12 protein-coding genes and 1 tRNA gene are annotated in these 16,558 nt (G+C 45.1%); 8 read left to right on the plus strand and 5 right to left on the minus strand.

What is annotated here, in order from left to right; genetic code table 11:
- Positions 1-590 precede the first annotated feature (590 nt).
- From JGK22_RS00795 to JGK22_RS00805, 3 genes are all read left to right on the plus strand, one after another.
- Entirely contained in the window at positions 591-3,263 is a 2,673-nt protein-coding gene (locus JGK22_RS00795; RefSeq protein ID WP_293196765.1) for a CHAT domain-containing protein, read from the plus strand.
- On the plus strand, positions 3,260-3,520 hold the full coding sequence (locus JGK22_RS00800; protein ID WP_293219308.1) for a hypothetical protein: 261 nt from the start codon (positions 3,260-3,262) through the stop codon (positions 3,518-3,520). Before JGK22_RS00795 ends, JGK22_RS00800 begins: the two co-directional genes overlap by 4 nt.
- A 199-nt stretch (positions 3,521-3,719) precedes the next feature.
- Complete coding sequence (locus JGK22_RS00805; protein WP_293312168.1) at positions 3,720-5,102, plus strand: hypothetical protein; 1,383 nt, start codon at positions 3,720-3,722, stop codon at positions 5,100-5,102.
- Positions 5,103-5,180: 78 nt separating this feature from the next.
- Here the strand turns inward: JGK22_RS00805 and JGK22_RS00810 are convergent, their stop codons facing one another.
- From JGK22_RS00810 to JGK22_RS00825, 4 genes are all read right to left on the minus strand, one after another.
- Positions 5,181-5,825 carry a hypothetical protein gene (locus JGK22_RS00810; RefSeq protein ID WP_293189106.1) on the minus strand — a complete coding sequence of 215 codons (645 nt, stop codon included), beginning with the start codon at positions 5,823-5,825 and terminating at the stop codon, positions 5,181-5,183.
- An 802-nt stretch (positions 5,826-6,627) separates the two neighbouring features.
- Entirely contained in the window at positions 6,628-7,581 is a 954-nt protein-coding gene (locus JGK22_RS00815; RefSeq protein WP_293186757.1) for a PIN domain-containing protein, read from the minus strand.
- Between the two features lie 138 nt (positions 7,582-7,719).
- Positions 7,720-9,246 (minus strand): site-2 protease family protein, encoded by a 1,527-nt coding sequence (locus JGK22_RS00820; RefSeq protein ID WP_293189269.1) that lies wholly within the window; start codon positions 9,244-9,246, stop codon positions 7,720-7,722.
- Between the two features lie 595 nt (positions 9,247-9,841).
- A tRNA-Arg gene (locus JGK22_RS00825) sits at positions 9,842-9,915 on the minus strand.
- 767 nt (positions 9,916-10,682) lie between these two features.
- Here JGK22_RS00825 and JGK22_RS00830 point away from each other — a divergent pair.
- From JGK22_RS00830 to JGK22_RS00840, 3 genes are all read left to right on the plus strand, one after another.
- Entirely contained in the window at positions 10,683-11,357 is a 675-nt protein-coding gene (locus JGK22_RS00830) for an Npun_F0813 family protein (protein ID WP_293186758.1), read from the plus strand.
- Positions 11,358-11,908: 551 nt separating this feature from the next.
- Positions 11,909-12,970, plus strand: coding sequence for a hypothetical protein (locus tag JGK22_RS00835; protein ID WP_293186759.1), 1,062 nt, complete (start codon positions 11,909-11,911; stop codon positions 12,968-12,970).
- Positions 12,971-13,125: 155 nt separating this feature from the next.
- Positions 13,126-14,124 (plus strand): hypothetical protein, encoded by a 999-nt coding sequence (locus JGK22_RS00840; RefSeq protein WP_293219314.1) that lies wholly within the window; start codon positions 13,126-13,128, stop codon positions 14,122-14,124.
- A gap of 1 nt (position 14,125) precedes the next feature.
- On the opposite strand, the gene JGK22_RS00845 is transcribed toward JGK22_RS00840, so the two are convergent.
- Entirely contained in the window at positions 14,126-14,401 is a 276-nt protein-coding gene (locus JGK22_RS00845; protein WP_293186761.1) for a LapA family protein, read from the minus strand.
- A 347-nt stretch (positions 14,402-14,748) separates the two neighbouring features.
- Here JGK22_RS00845 and JGK22_RS00850 point away from each other — a divergent pair, with 347 nt between their 5' ends.
- Both JGK22_RS00850 and msrA read left to right on the plus strand, forming a co-directional pair.
- On the plus strand, positions 14,749-15,711 hold the full coding sequence (locus JGK22_RS00850; RefSeq protein ID WP_293219316.1) for a DNA polymerase III subunit delta': 963 nt from the start codon (positions 14,749-14,751) through the stop codon (positions 15,709-15,711).
- A 240-nt stretch (positions 15,712-15,951) separates the two neighbouring features.
- A complete protein-coding gene (msrA, locus tag JGK22_RS00855; protein WP_293186763.1) occupies positions 15,952-16,425 on the plus strand; it encodes a peptide-methionine (S)-S-oxide reductase MsrA in 474 nt (157 codons plus the stop codon).
- The last annotated feature ends 133 nt before the right edge of the window (positions 16,426-16,558 follow it).

Genomic DNA, 16,558 nt, shown 5'->3' on the forward strand with positions numbered 1-16,558 from the left:
GCGCGAGCCACTTACCATAATACTTGTAGGGTGTGTCGCCATCAACAATCTCAAAAAAAGATGAAAAATCTCATAGCGACGCACCTCATGTCTATATCCGGTAAAAACAAGTATTAGGTTTATTTCCAGAAGCCCTTGAATAGCAAAGGTGCGTCGCTATGAGATTATCGCTCTAATTCAGAGATTTTCTAGGGCGACGCACCCTACAATGACTGATCTCTTAGTCCGCGGAGGCGGACATTGTTTGTGTAGACGCGGTTTCAACCGCCGGGTGCTCAAGGCGATCGCGAATCCCCACAATTATTGCTACAATAACAAAAACCAACCGCCTCACCATCTCACCAATGTTAGATAAAATCTGGCGCTTCCTCAAACAATTAATTCAGCGGATTTTGTGCGCTTATACTCAGTATTTTAACCCCCCCTGGCCCCCCCCCTTGGTAAGGGGGGGGACAAGAAAGAAAATCTTGCTTCCCCCCTTAGCAACAGCGGGGGGGAAAGAGGGAACAAATCTTGCTTCCCCCCTTAGCAAGGGGGGACTGAGGGGGGTTCTTCCAACTTTGACTGATGCGGAATACGAGGCGAAGTTGATGAAACTTCTAGAATGGGTGAATCAGGGCTGGGGAAGAGGCGATGTTGCGGAATTCTTAATCGCAAAACAAATTAAAAATGGTGATTTGGCGGCTTGGTTGCCGAGGTTTGGATCTCGATTGTTGGAGGGCGCGCAGGGGAGTACAGCGTCTGCGGATGCGGTGTCATCGCTTCAGGAATTGGCGCGGGGGCTGGAGGCTGAGGTTTGGTATAAGCGAGGGAAAGAACAAAATGATTTAGGCTTGTTTGAACAGGCGATCGCATCCTACGAAAAAGCTTTAGAATTCAAACCAGATTTTTACCAAGCCTGGATTAATCGGGGCTGTATTCTTTGTGACAATTTCAACAAATATGAAGAGGCGATCGCATCCTTCGACAAAGCTTTAGAAATCAAACCAGATTTTGACAAAGCCTGGTACAATATGGGCATTGCACTGGATAATTTCGGAAAGTTAGAAGATGCCATCGCATCCTGGGACAAAGCTTTAGAAATTAAACCAGATGAGCACAACGCATGGTTCAATCGGGGCCTTGCACTGCGTAAGTTAGGAAGGTTAGAAGAGGCGATCGCATCCTACGACAAAGCCTTAGAAATTAAACTAGATAAAGAGGAAGCCTGGTTCGATCGGAGCGGTGTACTGTATCATTTAGGAAAGTTAGAAGAGGCGATCGCATCCTGTGACAAAGCTTTAGAAATCAAACCAGATGACCACGCAGCCTGGAAAAATCGGAGTATAGCAGTCGAAAATGCACCTAAACATAGGCTGCTAGTTTATGAAATCTTACAGGGACAATTCCCTAAATCTCCACCAGTAACCAGAACTCTCATAACTCACAACCTGACACAGCGCGGCTATGAAGGTCAAATATTAACATTAAAAACAGGCTTAGAGTATTGCCAACAAAATACCCACCCCGAAGGATATGGAGAACTGCATCAAGCACTAGGAGATGCTCATTATAGTCGCGGAAAACTCACTTCTCCCAACACCTATTGGAATAAAGCCACCACCAACTACCAAGAATCCCTCAAAACTCTAACACCAGATACTTTCCTAAAACTGCATCTACAAGTATTGCAGAAATTAATCAAAACCTTAGTCAGCTTAAAGCAAACTGATGAAGCAAATAAATTACGACGAGATGCCACCGATTTATTGCAACGCTTACTGAAACAGCAAAACTATTCCCAACTCACCCAACAGCAACTCACCGACAAATTAGTTAGCTTTGAACAATTAACCGTAAATATATTCATGCAATCTGGGCAGTTTGCCGAAGCCTTAGCCACAGCAGAAACCGATAAAAATGTCTGCTTATCTTGGCTGGTGGATGCCTTGCCAATTCCCGATTACGAAACAGAAGAGACAGTCACTCACGCCCAAATTCAGCAACTCCTCAATCCGACAACAGCCGCGATTTACTGGCATCTCAGCGACGCATCCCTGACAACATTCATCATTAAATCCGATGGCTTGTTGTCTCCCGAAACCTGTTTCAGCGATTTTCCCGATGAACTTGAAAAATGGGTGAAGGAGTGGAATCAACAATACACCGACTATCAATCTAAGGAGAAAACAAGTCAAGTAAATCATCCTTGGCGTGGGGGAATGGCAAGTAAATTTGCCCGACTCAATGCAATCCTGAAAATTGATGCGATTGAACAGCAATTAGAGGGAATTACCCAGTTAATTTTGATTCCGCATCGGGACTTGCACCGCTTCCCGATTCATGCTTTGTTTAGTCGGGATTTTGTGGTTAGTTATTTGCCTAGCGCTCAATTTGGGTTGAATTTGAAACATCGGTTGAATCCTCCAACTGCGGCAAATACAGCAAATACACCAAATACAGTCGGCGAATGGAATTCGCGGCTACACAGACAAAACCCGCCTCCGCGGGTTGAAGAAGGGGAAGTGAATTCTATCCTCAGTATCGAAAATCCCAACAGTATAATCATTGATGAAAACGGCAAACGAAAAGAATTGCTTCCTTTACCAGCCGCCGAGATAGAATCCGAAATTATTTGCCGAATGTTTGCCAACTCTACCCGACGGGGAGAAAATGCAGCTACCCTCGATGAAGTCACCAAATTATTGCCACAGCCCCACAACATTTTTCACTTTACCGGACACGGTAGCTATGATTTTGACAATCCTCAACAATCAACTTTATACTTAAGCGATACTCACCGATTAACAGTCAAAGAAATCATCCAACTCAACCTCAGTAACTACAAATTAATCTGCCTTTCCGCCTGCGAAACCGCAGTCACAGACAAGCAAACAATTCTCGCCGAATATGTAGGATTGACTAGCGGTTTTATGCGGGCGGGAGTTGGCTTTGTCGTCAGTACCCTGTGGCCAGTCCAATCCGGGGCGAGTACGTTATTAATGATAGACTTTTACCGACGGTGGCGAGAAGAGGGCGATTCGCTACCCGTCGCCTTAGCAAATTCTCAAAAATGGCTGCAATCAGCCACCCGCGAAGATTTAGCCGCTTGGTATCAGCGGGAAATTGACAAGATTTCCGAAAACAGCAGCGAACTTTCTGTAGCTGAAGTTAGCCTGCGCCGATTCTTTAAAAGCAATCAGCAAAACTTGGCTAAAATGGAATCAGACCAACCTTATCAACATCCGTATTACTGGGCAGCCTTCACTCTAACGGGATTATGATGAAAAATAATAATGACGATATTTTTACAGCTTTCATTGGCGCGGTACTCCAACAAACAGAACCGCTACCCGCACCAGTTCAATTAGAGTTTAATAAAATTGATGAAGCTTTCACAATTATCGATATCGAAAGACTTGCCGAATTGCATCCCCCTCTGCTAGCTGCTTATGAAGAGACTCATAATTGGTTGATGTATCATAGCAATGAACGTAGCAAAGGATTAGATGTTTTGCCGGATAGTGAATCTGAAAAATAAAACACTACTAACCCCGAAATTAGTAACGTCGCCAGCGATATCAGCGATTTGCCAAGTTTGCGAAAAATTATCAATGAAATTGATACTAAAGCTAAGCCGCGAGGGTTAAAAAAAATTCTCGGAAAAATCTTGCAAGCTGGGGATTCAGTGCAAGCAAGTCGCGATACAATTTTATCGTCAATAGCAGACAGTTTCACCCATGACTAACGAAAATTGGCTGATTTACCCTACCGTCGATTTGTTTGTCTACGATTTAGCCGACGGTATCGGACAAAGTGAAGACAAAATCAGCCAAAACCGCCAGCAGTTTTGGCAAAAAATCTATGGCGACAAACTCTCGCAGCCACAGCAAGCACAAATCGAACAAGCTGAAACCGAAATCGGTGATTACATCGATTTACTCGGCAACAAAAAAGTAGCAGCATTTGAATCTCCCCTCGATGGCTATGCTTATCCTGTCAAATTCGGCGATACTTATGCGGTGCAGTTTGACTTATCCGGCAAAATAGAACCCGACAGCGATAAGAAATTTGCACCCAAAGAAATCGATTGTTTAGAAGGGCTCAAATCAACAATCATCTCGCGCTTCAATCAACCTGCTACTATCGGTCAAAGTTGGCTAGTTTGGGGTGAATTGACTAGCGGCCAAGATGCTTTAAAAACTGCCAAAGATTGCTACAACAAACTTGAGTTAGTCCCGAATGCTAAATGGGATCGGGATTTAAAAGCATCAGGGCAATTTTTAGGGGCAAATTTTTATGAATTGTGGCTACCTCCGGGAGATAGAGGCAATATCAGCCAAAATTATCATGTGTTAATTTGCTTGTTTTCTAACAGTGGCGAGGCATCAATTCCCACTACTCGCCAAAAAATGACTAAACTTTATCCGCAGTTCCTCCGATTATTTGGATACCGCAATAAAGTGATTTGGGCTTATCAACAAAGCCGCCAACTTAAGTCGGATCTCAAGGATGCTTCGCGGAAGATTCAAGAAATTGTCAGCCAACTGCCAGAACAAGTCAATGCTGCTAAAGTTGACTTGAAACAATTGCAGAAAAATCTTGTTTATTGCTTGACAATTTTCTCGATTTATGCTAATTATATTAGTCGATTGGAAGAACAAGAAAATACAATTAAAACTAATCTAAATAACTATAATAAACGGCTAGAAACTATAGCGGAAAGAATGGGAAATGACAAAAATGAGTTAAAATTTATGGCAAGTTTCAGCGATTTTGCTGAGGAAAAGTATGTCACCCAAGTTAAAGCGGATAATAGAAGTTTGAGTGCGGGTTTGCGGTTGTTGGAAAATGCGATTCAGACGATTGAGGGGATTATCGAGATTGAGAGGGCTAAGAGCGATCGCACTTTAAACTTTACCATTGGTACAGTGGGCGTGGGAATTGGCACCAGCGGAGTCGCCGCCAGCATCTACGCCAGCCAAATCAAAAGCCCCGCTAGCCCGGAAAATCCGATGTCGGCCAGTCAAGTTCTCGTGTTGAGTCTGCTTTTGGGAATTGCAGGAGGCTTAGTCAGTGCGGGTTTATTAAAATTGCTTGACAGAATTCGGGGCTCGAAATAAACCGCAGATGGGGCTGAGGGCGCACAGAGAAGACAAGGGGAGAAAGTTATTGAGGGTTGATAACTCTGAGGATTTCTGTTAGTTAGCAGGCTTGACATCTTCCCACCAAAGTTGGACATAAGGCCAGAATACTTTATCATCATCTAGCCTGACTGTCACTTCATAGCGATCGATCTGAGTGAGTTCGCCTGTTTTACCATTGAATTGCAATTGTTTGGGATCGTCAGTGTGAATTTCTACCTTCTGATTCAACAGCGGCAGCATTTGCTTTGAAGAACCATGAAACGGATTTTTGCCTCTGAGCACATAGCCACCAATGAAAGATATGTACATTAAAGTTAGGAAAAATACTGTACAGAAACTCACAATCAACAGTGTTTTTGGTTGTGAAAAATTGGTATAAACGCTCGTAACTCCTACTACCATTGTTCCGAAAAATAACAGACTCGGCAGCAAGAGTCCATCTCCCAGAAACTCGCTACAAAAAAGCATCAGGGGTATCTGAAAACCAAATAATGCAGCTACCCAAATCCACCCACTCAGCAAGGATTCAGATAGTAGCCAATTCATTCCTACTGTAAGGCCGATCGCAATTCCTATCGCCCAAATCGGTGCCGCATAATCGTACTGTCTGAAGGGAAGAACTACAAAAAAGAATACAGCATAAATAAAACCCGCAATAGCTAAGGCTAATCCACTAATTATTTCGTTCCAGTTCAGCATTTTTAAATTCGGCGCAAATAGTGAAATCTTAATTAATATTATGTCGGCTTGAACAATAGTCCGGACATTTTTTTATCGCGAACGGTATAATAAGGGTTTCAGCTTCTTCAGACGCTGAAATCTTAACGGTAGAATGCCAGTTTCAGCCACCACCCCAAAAAAACTGTCCGGATTATTGCTCGAACAACCCCTATAAAATAGGTTTGAGGGTTCGGACTTCTCAGAACAAACGCATCTTATTTTTAGGATGCTTGCTAGACAAAGGTTTGGGCTATTGTGCATTTGTGTTCCCAAATGCTGAAACCCTTGCTAGGTAATGCTTACAGAATTCATGCCAATTTGAAAAATTAATGCAACAATATTGGTAGGGTGTGGATTCATCGATCGTACAAAAAAAATACAGAAAATCTGACAGCGACACAAAGCGCGACAATACTTGAGTAAACAAAGTCAACTAAGAGTGTTGCAGCAAGGATTTTTTAAATTGGTATTAGATGCGTTTGCCATGGGACTTCAGTCCTTTGATTTTTGATGCGGACTGAAGTCCGAACGATCAAACCTTATAAATGATAAAAATTAATAAATTAGACAGGAGAAGGAAAAAATTTGCGATCGCCCAAAGATGTAAAATCTAATTCCGCTAATGCTTTCTCGCTTATTTTGATGTGTTCTCAATCTGTGAATAGTTACCAATTAACCGGGCTGGCAATTACAGATTAAGGCTATCACAGACTTTTGCTACTTGCTGTCGATGGTGATAGTCCTTATTGAAGCTAGAAAGCGGAATTTTCAGACCGATATATCATTTAGGGTCGATCGACTTGACAAATTGTTGCACAGGCTGCGGTAGAGCCGGTACAAAAGTCTTTCTAAAACCCCGAGCATCCAACACTCGCCACAAAATACCCACCGCTACCGTCAAGAAAAATAACGCTCCCAAAAAATTGAACGCACCAGACAGAAAACCGCCATCCCTTTTTTTCGGAGGCGTAATGTGTTTGATCCGATATACAGCCGGCTCGTAATCTTTCCGTTCCTCGCGACTGGGCACCGGCTTTTTGGCATTGGTGCGCGAACTCTTACGGGGGCTCCCACTCAAACCCGTTTGATTAGTTTTAGTAGAACTACTGGGCGAGTCCAAATCAGAAGCGCCACGCATCGTGAACTTGCTAACAGATGTCCCGGTTTTGCCAACACCAGCATTCTGTATTCTACTGTTAGAGCGCTGAGTTGATTGGCGATCGGCTAAAGTTCGCATCAAACTTTGCAATTGCTGAGTCGCAGCCGGCGGGCGTTCCGCTTTCCTCGCCCAATTTAACAGCATCGCCGCAGTAATGCCGCAAAGATTCGCAGCCCCCACAGAAGCTATCCGCTTCAGCAGAGGCTGACTGTTGGACACAAACACCACCAGTGCGTCGGGATGTTCCTGAGCCAGACCGTAAACGCACTGAGCTGTAGCTACTACTAGCATTGCTTGTGCGCTTTGATTTTTCATCGAGGGTTCTAGGCCCCGATGCGTTTCTTGAGCATCAGTCACAATCCAGCCACTATCTGCAAAAAAGCGCATAAACTCTCTGGCCACTTGCTCTTGAGCTTTTTCTACCGCTTTCCCTGTCAGATAATCTATTTCGTCATACACTACTTCCGGGAGATAGCAACTTCCCACCTTGGCATATTCTTGCCAAACTTGGGTTCTGCCAGCCATCAAAACATCCGCATCAAAAGTTACCAATACAGGAGGAAGTTGATTAGCCATAACTTTAGCCTAGATGCTCATATCCGTGATTTTTACTTGCTAAATTAAGTTTAAACAAATTCCGAGCTTTTCTATTGGGTTAATTCATAAATATCTGGGGTGCGCCCAAGCGCACCCAGCCCACCAATGGTCAGATGATTAGTTGCCAATTCCTAAACGCCCAGCTAAAGCGGGAGTCAAGGGCAAAAGTACAGAAATCATTAAGAACAAAGCCAACAAACCCAAAGCTGCGCGAGCGTCGTCAGGTTCAGTCAGCTCGTTAAGGCTCGGCCGCTCCAGATTCCGCTGTAAAATCAGAATCACGATCGCCCAATACAAAGCCAAAGGATTAACTAAAGAAGCGATCGCCAGCACCACAAACGTCGCCAAAGTAGCGCGACTGGCAATTTTCCGGCCGTAGATTGCTTGCACAATTCTACCTCCGTCCAACTGTCCCGCAGGCATCAAATTAATCGCCGTGATTACCAAGCCCAACCAACCAATAACTACCAGCGGGTGAACGTCAACAATCTGTTGCTGCAACGCCGCACCCAAAACCACTTTTGCCAAAGTTCCCACCAAAACCGAGCCCTTGAAATACTCTGCGGGAATTTGAAACAAACTGCCGGGGTGAGAAAGCAGCAAACCCGTTACCAGCATGAGCAGAGAAATTATTCCCCCAGCGGCTGACCCAGCAAAAGCAATGTCAAACAAAACTTTACGGTTGGGAAGCAGCGACTCAAAACGCTCGATCGCCCCAAAAGAACCTATCTGAAAAGTTGGTATAAAAAACGGCCAACTCAAGCCAACCTTGTACTGATTTGCCAGCACTCGGCGAGCAATTTCGCCTGAACCTAAAACCGCCCAAATTCCCGCCGCAATTGGCAGCACTTCTGGATATCTACCAGGCGAGTTAAAGAAATCGAAACTCAGCAGCAAACCGGCTGTTTCCAAACTGGTAGCAATTGTTGCTAGTAGCAGTACGACTGCGAGGATTTTTTGAGATAGGGTAGTGGGCTGCGGGTCGTTTGTGCTGGGCAAGATAATAACTACCGGCTTCTCGTCCTGATTTTCTACTAAAAACAGGCGGTAGCGATCGTTCAATCTTTCTTGCAAACTTGCCGTCAAACGCGAGTGTACTTGTTCTGGGTCTCCCCGGAGATTGCCTTTCAAGATTACCCCATCTTGATAGGGAATCGTTTCTATAGCAAAGAAAGTATCGATGCCAAAGATGCCTTGAATTGCCTTGAGGTCTTCAACTGGAACGGGAATTATTTCTAATTCATTAGTTGCAGGCGATGTGACGATCTTAATAATTTCTTTTGCTGGTACCCGTTGTTCGTTTGCAGGGGAGTTTCCATCGCTTTGGGACTCGATCTGGGCCGGATCGGGGCGCGAGTCGATCACTGCATCGGCTGCTGCCTTCCGCAATTGCCTGCCCAGATAAATGTACAATCCCGTGGATGTCACCAGCAGCAACAATACCGCCACTAGATTTAGGTAAATCCCGGCACCGAACAAACCAAAGAACAGCAGCCACGGACTCATCAGCACCACTGACTGCAACCAAGCTAACATTCCCAGTTTGCCAAAAGGTCTGGCGCGATAAAATCCCCAACCCAGAATTCCCACAGCAACCAATACCAGTGCAATTGTGGCGGTATTTTCCGATGCAACGATCGGCATTCCGGTTGCTTGCGCCAATATCGGCTGTAACTGGTCGATCGCGCTGCGGTCGAGTAATAGCATTAAATTTTGGGGTATATGAAATAAAATTGCTCTTAACATATCCAAACCTGTCCAAAAATAGCCCGATCACTAAGGATAACTCCTGAGGGCTTCTCGACCCACAATCGCCTGCTGCTGTTTTAACTTTTGGGCGATCGGCTATTGACACAAAAGACCTTTTATGATAACACATCCGGTGTGTCAATCGATTTTAGATTGTAGATTTTAAATTTTAGATTTTAGAGGCGACCCCACGGATAAATTCGGGGGAAGAGAGGATTTGAGATTTTCGATTTGGGATTGATTCCACCGATAAATCACGTGGCGGAACATGCAGAAATTCGCTTGTCAAACATAAGAGGAAGAGGCGTAGGAGTGTCGATCGCGCGGAAGCCGGAAGATTTGCCAAATTTGGCAGGTCGGGCTTCAGGACGAATTTCATGGTGTTTTGGATGCCCGAATCCGCAACAACTGCGAAACAAACAAGGTTTCAGGTAGTCTGTCAGCTTTGGGGAAAACGTCTGAAACTATTGTCATGTATAGGTTTGGTTAACGGGTACGGCAGGACTTGAACCTGCGGCTCGCTGCTTAGAAGGCAGCTACTCTATCCAACTGAGTTACGCACCCAACTCAAAAAATCTTTAACAGTATCATTGTATCGGTGGAGTGTGCGATCGAGCAAGTAAATATTTTTTAACTTAGACAGAAACCGGTTCTATCTAAAAAACTACGATGTGGAGCGCGGCGCGATCGGGAGCGAACACGCTAGTGATGAGAGTGCCCTTGCGTCCAGGATAGCAATTCACAAAAGCTGGAGGGACTCACCTGCAAACAACACAATTGTTAAAATTCGATAGTGACAAAGCCTCAAACGTAGGCCACAAGATCGAAAAACCAGAAATCCTCCCCTGATTTTAGGCATGAGTTGAGGCAATCGTGACTAACTTGCCGATCTTTGCCGATCTTTGATGATGTTTGCCAACATTCTGCTCGACTTGATATTTGAGAAAAATGTGGTAGAACTAGGATTGAAAGACTCAGGTGAAAATCCCTGATGGTAGGGAGCCTATATATAAGCTTCCTCTACGGCATCAAAGCAAAATAGTCAATCGCCCGATCGGCACGAGCTCAAAAATCAAGCGTTGCCAGTACAGCAGTCGTAAGTTGTGCGCGGGGGAATTTCCTTCGTGCATTAGTTCATATGCCATGGTTGAGAGACAATCTCAGCTTAGATACTTGTTAGCATTTGTTAGCAAAAAAGTATCGGAACGCTTGAGGAGGGGAATCCTGCTAATTAAAGTGAAATCGTTGAATCAAGCACCTCCAAGCCTAAAAGCCTGGAAAGCTTCAAAAGCACAGCACCTCGGCCATGACAGGAGTCAAATCGCAGTGTCATGTTTATTCTGAAACGGCAGGATGTTGAAATATCCAATTTTCAACACCCAAAACGGGATCAACAAATTCCCATTCTCAATTATCAGGGGCAGACTTTTCGCCTAATCAGCGCCTTCAACGGCAAGCAAGCAGAAGACGCCAGAGCCTTGTGGCGGGATTTAACCGACAACCGAGGCAAAGCCTGCGTTCTGCTAGAAGAGCCGGATAGATATAGCGTTTGGGGAAAAGTCCGTTTAGATCAGCTTGCCGGTGAAGAACCGGGCGGTACAGAATCGGCTAAAGCACCGCTATTCGCGCAGGGCTGTCTGCTGCTCCTCCAAGCTGTTTACTTCGATGTAGAAGACCTCTTAGGCGCAAGGCAAGCCACATCGTTTCAGAAAGATATCACCAAGGTATTTCAGCAAGGAAACTTCCCCCAGGCAGACTCCGCTGATGCGATCAAAAATTGGCTGACCGTTAGTCCCTTGCAAAATCATAAGGTGCCCCCTTGGCAAGAGCAACATCTCAAAACCTTATTGCAAGAACTTCACCGTTTGGGCAAATCATATTTTGGCAATACCGACTTCGCTGAGGGAGTGAGCGATGTGCTGCAAGATATGCCAGCACAGGATCGCACTCAGTTTCTCGATTGGCTGAAACAATCAGCCCTCAACAAGTTGTGGATCGCAGCATAGAAAATCTTTGACAATTGCTCTGACAATTGGGCGCAGATAATCGAGCTGAGATAATTGCACTGTCGGGGGCAAGGGAGATACAGGTTGGATTGCCAACTTGTATCGATCGAGCGACATAACTGTTAAATCAGTTAAGAGGCCAGCTACAGTCTGGCAATTTAACTAAAATCCGATCGCAGTTCCCACCCAAAATCATTGAGATGAGTGGGGGAGTGTGAAAGCCAAAAACAGAGAAAGCAACATTTGAGGATATAATTTCCGAGTTTAATAGGCTACGGTAAAAGCCTTAATGGTGAAGGCGCAGACCGTATTTCTATCATCTGTTCCCGGGCAAAACATCGACTAAGAACTAATTCTTTTAATTAGTAAATAGATAGTATTTTTGCTTAGTCTTCCGAGAGTGTACGAGGGCAAAAATCCCCACGACACGCTGAGGACGGCAGTTTTTCCGGGAGCGTCAGATCAAGGTTCTTTGGCGAAAGAATCCTCATCTACAATCAAAGATTGAGATGGGGTGCGTTCAACCGCTAGTTAGGTATCGTGAAATCCCTATGAGTAGCACTTCAGAAAAGTCATCTACATCTACCTCTTTACTATCAGCTCAGACCCTCGTGATTGTGGGCATTGTCTGGGCTGTCATGGCGCTGCTGTTCTTTTTGCTGTTCAGCGTCCCTCTTTCACAAGAAGATGGTTTACCGCCTTGGTACTCGATCGGCACTTATGTTTTTGAATGCGGGGCATACCTTGGAGCGTCTTTAGTCTGTTTGAGAAACTGGAAAAGCCCCCACATGGCAAGCGGGCGTAACGTCTGGCTGGGAATTGGTTTGGGGATGCTCTTCTATTTTATCGCCGGCGTGCTGTTCGGGATTTGGGAACTCTATTTCGAGTTAGACCCAGATGTGTCCCCAGCAGATGCGTTTTATCTGGGCAGCTATGTGGTACTGATCGGAGGCATGGTTCTAGCTGTGACTTCCAAGCGACTGAATCTAGAATTTTGGCAATGGGGTTTGTTAGCGGCAATAGCAGCCTTTGGGATTGCTGTAGCTATCTGGGTTGCTGCGCCCGACTCTTGGAGACAACAGCTAGGAATGGCTCCGGCTGCTCCCCAGGAAGTAGTGACAGGATCTGCACCTGACTCAACGGCTGCCAAAGGAAAAGCCCCTGCTTTGGACAATTCGGCTCAGTCAAAGGCAAAAGGAACGGCAGCAGCGGCTGCTAAATCGGCATCGGAAGAATCAGCAGAAGCAACTAAAGCTCCCGAATGGGTGATGGCACTTGACAAGCAACTATCACCTTACGCCTATGCAATCAATTTGTTTTACATCGTCGGGGACGTTTTTCTGCTGATTATTGCTACTGCGCTGCTGCTGGCGTTTTGGGGAGGACGTTTCTCCCAATCTTGGAGAATGATTGCGGCTGCAACTTTTTCGCTTTACATCGCAGATATGTACTTCAAATGGCGCGATACTCAGGCTGAGGGTAGTTATCAAAGCGGCAGTTTACTGGAAGTCTTTTTTGTTTTCAGTGGCATCCTGTTCGGAATAGGAGCTGTATTGGAACATGACATCTCCACCCGTTCTCGTCAAAGCAGGCGGACTCGTCGCACCGCGTAGCGATTTGAGATTGGGGTTGCTTTGGCAAGGGAGGGGAACGTGAAAGCTTTTTTGCCCTTGCCTGCATCTCTCAGCTTCAAATCGAAAATAAAAAATCATACTTTGCCGATCGCACTTCCTACGTCTTTTCACGTCTTTTTGGTGGAAAACTTGGCATGACGCCCACAAAACTCTCCGATTCAGACAAACGGGAACTCCTCCGGCTGTACCGACAGTCGGACGAGAATACTATCACTCTGGCCAAGCGCTACGGAGTGAGTAGTTCGACTGTAAGGCGCATCATTCAGGGGGCTTTGTCCGAGTTAGAATACGCATTTCTAGTCCAGCAAAAACAAAAGCGTTCGTCCGATCGTAGCACCAGCAGCCTTTCTCAACCAACAGAAACGGCTGCTGAATCGCCGGCTAAGAACTCCATCGCCCCTGGAGATACTCCCCTGTCTGAGTCACTCCCCGTCACGCAGTCAGCCCCAAATTCGAGGCCGACGATCCGAAAGCGTTCTGTATCAGCCACCCAACCTGTACCAGAAATCGAAATTCCAGGGACTTTACAGTCTGATTTCGAGGTTTCTGATTTACCAGATGCCCCAACAGGCAATCTTGCCGAACCCAGCCACCGTGCTGTTGTGACTGGGGAACTACAGGCAATGCTTGGTGGTGAAGATTTTAGCGATTTCGACGAAGATGAGGATGAGGATGAGGAGGATGAGGATGAGGATGAGGATGAGGATGAGGACGACTTCGACGAAGATTTAGAGGATGAAGATTCTCTGTTTGAAGGGAGTCTGCTGGGTTCGATGTCCGGAGAGTCGATAGAACTTCGGGCTATAGGCCCTATTCAAGTTTTGCCTTTAAGCGAAGCATCTGTGCCCAAAATTTGCTATTTAGTAGTCGATCGGGCGGCAGAGTTAATCACCAGACCTCTGAAAGCATTTGGCGAACTCGGTCAAATTCCGGCGGCCGAAATTCGCGAGAAAACTCTACCAGTTTTTGACAATCATCGAGTAGCGCGCCGATTTTCTACTCGCAATCAAAGAGTTTTCAAGATTCCAGACGGCAGGCTGTTGCAAAAAGCCGCGCCTTACTTGCTAGCCAAAGGAATTACTCGGCTGCTGATTGAAGGTCAGGTTTATTCCATCGAAGGTGTGAAAAATTAACTTAATATTCTGCGGTGTCCGAGTCTTCGGGATTTGCTTTAAATCTAGGACGCGAGTCTGGGGAATCTGAAAGGTTCCAAAGCGGTTGTAGCAGTGCACCGCCTATCAGTCCCGCACTAATGCTCATTGCCAATACTAATCCTACAGGAATCTGTATGGATTTAAACAAGATAAAGCTTAAGGCTACTGGCGCGGCGTTCTGGACTGAGATTATGCCGATCGCGCTTGCTAAAATTGCTACTAAAAAACTTATGGCGAGCAGAGGAATTGTTTTCATAAATGGGCAGAAAAGCTAACACTTTAACTAATTTTACTGCTTAATGATTTAAATCTTATGTCAAAATATTATTTTGGCAAACCTCCTATCATTAAATAATATACAACAAGATTAGGGGCAAAGTCAAGTAGATACCGGAGAAATATATTTTTTGTTAAATTAAACATAAAAAATAAACATTTTTACAATTCTAATTTTTACAATGCCAACTGTATTGCGAGTATATCATGGGCAGTCATCTCAACTAAACTAAATGGAATGATGTTAATGTTACCTTCATGTTAGTAATTTAACTTGTCAATGTACCTCATAAACTTGGAATACGCTGTATTTATCACTCTTAAAACATGGAATATTTCACATCATTGATCGGGCAAGATCGAGCAGTAGAATTGCTGACCCAAGCAGTCGATCGCAACCGAATTGCTCCCGGCTATCTATTTGTCGGCTCCAACGGCACCGGCAAAAGCTTAGCAGCACAGTGTTTCATCGAGCTTTTATTCTCAGTAAATCTTCCCGAAAGGCGATCGAGAGAATCCGTGCAAAATCGCGTCCGACAGCGAAATCATCCAGACTTGCTCTGGGTAGAGCCAACCTACATGAACCAAGGCAAACGGCTTTCCGCAAAAGAAGCAGAGGAAGCAGGATTAAAGCGAAAAGCACCGCCCCAAATTCGCCTAGAACAAATTCGCGAAATCGGCGAATTTCTGAGCAGGCCACCACTAGAAGCTGGGCGTTCAGTCGTAGTTTTAGAACAAGCAGAAACAATGGGTGAAGGAGCAGCCAACGGCTTGTTAAAGACCTTGGAAGAACCGGGAAAAGCAGCGCTAATTTTAATTGCTCCGACTGTGGAAGCTTTGCTACCGACTTTGATTTCCCGCTGTCAAAAAATCCAGTTTTCGCGGCTGAATCCCGAAGCAATGGCACAAGTTTTGCAGCAAGGGGGATTTGCCGAAATTTTATCCCATCCCGAGGTAATCGGGATGGCGCAGGGAAGTCCTGGGGAAGCAATTGCTATTTGGCAACAACTGCAATCAATACCCGAGGATTTGCTGCAAAAAGTTAAGCAGTTGCCTCAAAATTTGCGCTCAGCTTTGGAATTGGCTAAGGAAATTGATAAAACTTTAGATACTGAATCTCAGTTGTGGTTAATTGATTATTTACAGCATTGTTACTGGCAGCAATTTTTGGCAGGCCGAATTAGCCGATCGCCCTTAGAACCCTTAGAAAAAGCCCGCCAATATTTGCTAAACTACGTACAGCCGCGATTAGTCTGGGAATGCACACTAATGGGAATCTGTCAACCATAATAAGAGTGCCAAGTTTGAGCCCAATACAATAATTAAATAAATTCACCTAATTAAAAATAAAATATCGATCGCTAAAAAGCTTGCTGTATATGTCTTATCACTTCTCTCGGGACGATAACTAAAGCCGTCCTCCGACTTCTATTTCTGTTCTTCCTTCTTCCGACTTCCATTTCTATTCTTCCTTCTATCAACTGTCAACTGTCAACTGTCAACTGTCAACTCTTCCTTCTTCTTAACACAATGGAAAAAGCCACATTTGCCGCCGGTTGTTTTTGGGGAGTCGAACACAAGTTTCGCGCCGTTGCGGGTGTCATCTCGACTGCTGCGGGCTACACAGGAGGTCACTGGCCGAATCCCTGCTACCTCGACGTTTGCGCCCGAGTTACCGGTCACGCTGAAGCAGTGCTCTTGGAGTACGATCGATCGCAAATCAGTTACGAAACACTGCTAGATATATTCTGGAACTGTCACGATCCAACCCAAATCAATCGCCAAGGCCCCGACAGAGGCGAACAGTACAGGTCAGTCATTTTTTATCACAATTCGGAACAAGAAAAAGCCGCCCGCGCATCCAAACAAAAATTGCAAATTTCCGGTAAATACGACAAAGATATTGCCACCGAAATCAAACCCGCTGGTGAATTTTATATGGCCGAGGATTACCACCAGCAGTATATTGAGAAGAAGCGGCAGCCCTCCGCATCAAAGGACTAAAGTCCTCACTACAAACCTGATAAAAATATATTTTCCCAAACAAAAAGCGCCCCTATTTCTAGGAGCGCTTTTTGTCAATCAAGAGTTAAAAATTAACCGTTGATGGAAGGAGCAACCAAAGCCACGGGAGTTG

The organism is Microcoleus sp. PH2017_08_TRC_O_A, from assembly GCF_020738665.1.
In the GTDB taxonomy this organism is placed as follows: domain Bacteria; phylum Cyanobacteriota; class Cyanobacteriia; order Cyanobacteriales; family Microcoleaceae; genus Microcoleus.